The organism is Methyloceanibacter marginalis, assembly GCF_001723295.1.
Classification (GTDB): Bacteria; Pseudomonadota; Alphaproteobacteria; order Rhizobiales; family Methyloligellaceae; genus Methyloceanibacter; species Methyloceanibacter marginalis.
The window spans coordinates 1-1,793 of record NZ_LPWD01000405.1 but is presented as its reverse complement, the minus strand read 5'-3'; the positions used below and the strand labels follow the sequence as shown (position 1 = coordinate 1,793).

The 1,793-nt window shown below is 62.7% G+C and carries 2 protein-coding genes and 1 pseudogene; all 3 read right to left on the bottom strand.

All coding sequences use genetic code 11. From position 1 onward, the window contains the following. Positions 1–435 (bottom strand): hypothetical protein (locus tag AUC71_RS13675; RefSeq protein WP_141701713.1); only part of this gene is annotated, 435 nt, incomplete at its 3' end. Between the two features lie 305 nt (positions 436–740). After that, positions 741–1,160, bottom strand: a complete 420-nt coding sequence (locus tag AUC71_RS13670; protein ID WP_069624683.1) for a GFA family protein — start codon at positions 1,158–1,160, stop codon at positions 741–743. 359 nt (positions 1,161–1,519) lie between these two features. Continuing rightward, positions 1,520–1,793, bottom strand: a pseudogene (locus AUC71_RS18065) (F0F1 ATP synthase subunit beta); the annotation flags it as partial.

The window sequence follows — 1,793 nt, the reverse complement described above, 5'->3', positions numbered from 1 at the left end:
CGGAGTAGCAGCAGCCCGTGGCCCGCACGGCCCCTGGTCGAAGAGTTGCGCTAGGATCGTCGATCCCGGATCTTCAGGATCGGCGAACGCTTCCGACGCCGTGGCACTACCGTTTTTCTGGTAGAGGCCGCGGTCGTCGGCGATGCGCATCCAGCGATCGCGATCATCTGGCCCTATACAGGCAAGAAGTGTGAGTTGGCGTCCGCTTTCAGTGCTGACGAAGATCGTGCCGGCCTCGGCGCCCGACAATTCGAGGATGTGAGAGAGCACCAGATCGAACGGCTCCGCGGAGTCCGGATCGGCGATCAGCTGCGTCAGCACCTTGTGAAGTAGGTCGATCGCGCCGCGCCCACCGCGCGCGCCCGGATCGTCCAACGGCAAGAGCCCAGCCGGCTTCTCCGCTATGGCGAACTTCATGCCGCCACCGCCAGTCATCTGCGGTACCCTCCCGTCCTCTTAGGTCCGGGATACACAAACCTCATTGTCTTGCCGCTTACCGGCGTCTTTCAGAAGCTTGATCCAGCTATCCGAACCGGCCCAAAGTGGCATCGATTTCAGACAATGACCCGGCTCACTGCCAGTGGATTCAATATCATTGAATGATATTCATGACCAGGAGTTACCGTTTCGACCAGCCCCGAAAGCGCTTTGACTGGCCAATACATGCTTGGGAACAAGACGACCGCCGCGTGGATACTGGAGATCACGATCGAGCCAGGCCGCGAAACACCCAACACCCGCTATGCATCCGGCTCGTCTCCGGCAGTCATGCTCCCGGGATATTTCACCAAGTCGTCCGCGAGAACATAGTAGTCGCCGGCATCGGCGACATAAATATGAGCCACCGTCCGCAGCCCGGTTGGCTCATCGAGTGTGCCTGCGGCGATCGCCACATAGTCGCCGCCGGCCGGTTCCCAGAACAAGCTCGCGCCGCACCGTACGCAGAAGCCCCGCCGCGCCCGTGTCGATGATTGGTGCCACTGCAGGCCGTCACTCGATGTCAGCGAGAAATCGGACAGCGCCGCGCCAGTATACGCCGCGAAATGACCGTGGGTCCGGCGGCATTGCCCGCAATGGCAATTCACCACCTCGCGCAGTTCGCCGCTGACGGCATATTGGACCGCGCCGCATAGGCAGCCGCCGCTGTGATGCTCGCTCATCTTTCGTCACCTTTCTCGCCGGGGCGCCAATGTAGCAATTCGGCCTCAAGACGAAAGCGGGCACGTATAAGCCGTCACGCGACCCGTTCGCGCGGCGTATACGCCCTGACCCGTTCCAGCCAGGCATCGTAAAGCCGGTCCGTGAACTGCTGATGCATGATGGCGCAGCGTTCGGCGAGGCGCTCGCGGATCTGCTCGATGGTCTGAACGCTGTCGGACGCGGGCGCGATGTCATAGCCGTAGAGGCGCAGCCATTCTTCCAGCATCGCGGCCGTCACCTCCGCATGCGCCACCGTGGCGACGCTGTTGCCGAGCGCATAAGCTTGCTCCGGACAGTAGTCGCTGGAGTAGAGCGGCGCGGCGCCGGGCGGCTCGTTCATCTGGCCGTACACGAGCGCGCATTTGGAGCCCTCGACGGAGCCCTCCTTTGGGTCCTTGTTCACGCCGGACTCGATCATCTCGTGATAGAGGTCGTTGCCCTCGCGGGTCCGCTCGCCCACGCCGGCGAACACGGAATAACCGCCGTGCGCTTTGGCGACGTTGTTGATCAGCTCCATGATGAGCACGGTCTGTACCCACGCCGGCGCCGCCGAACAGGCCGATCTTGCCGCCTTTGGCGTAAGGCGCGAGCAG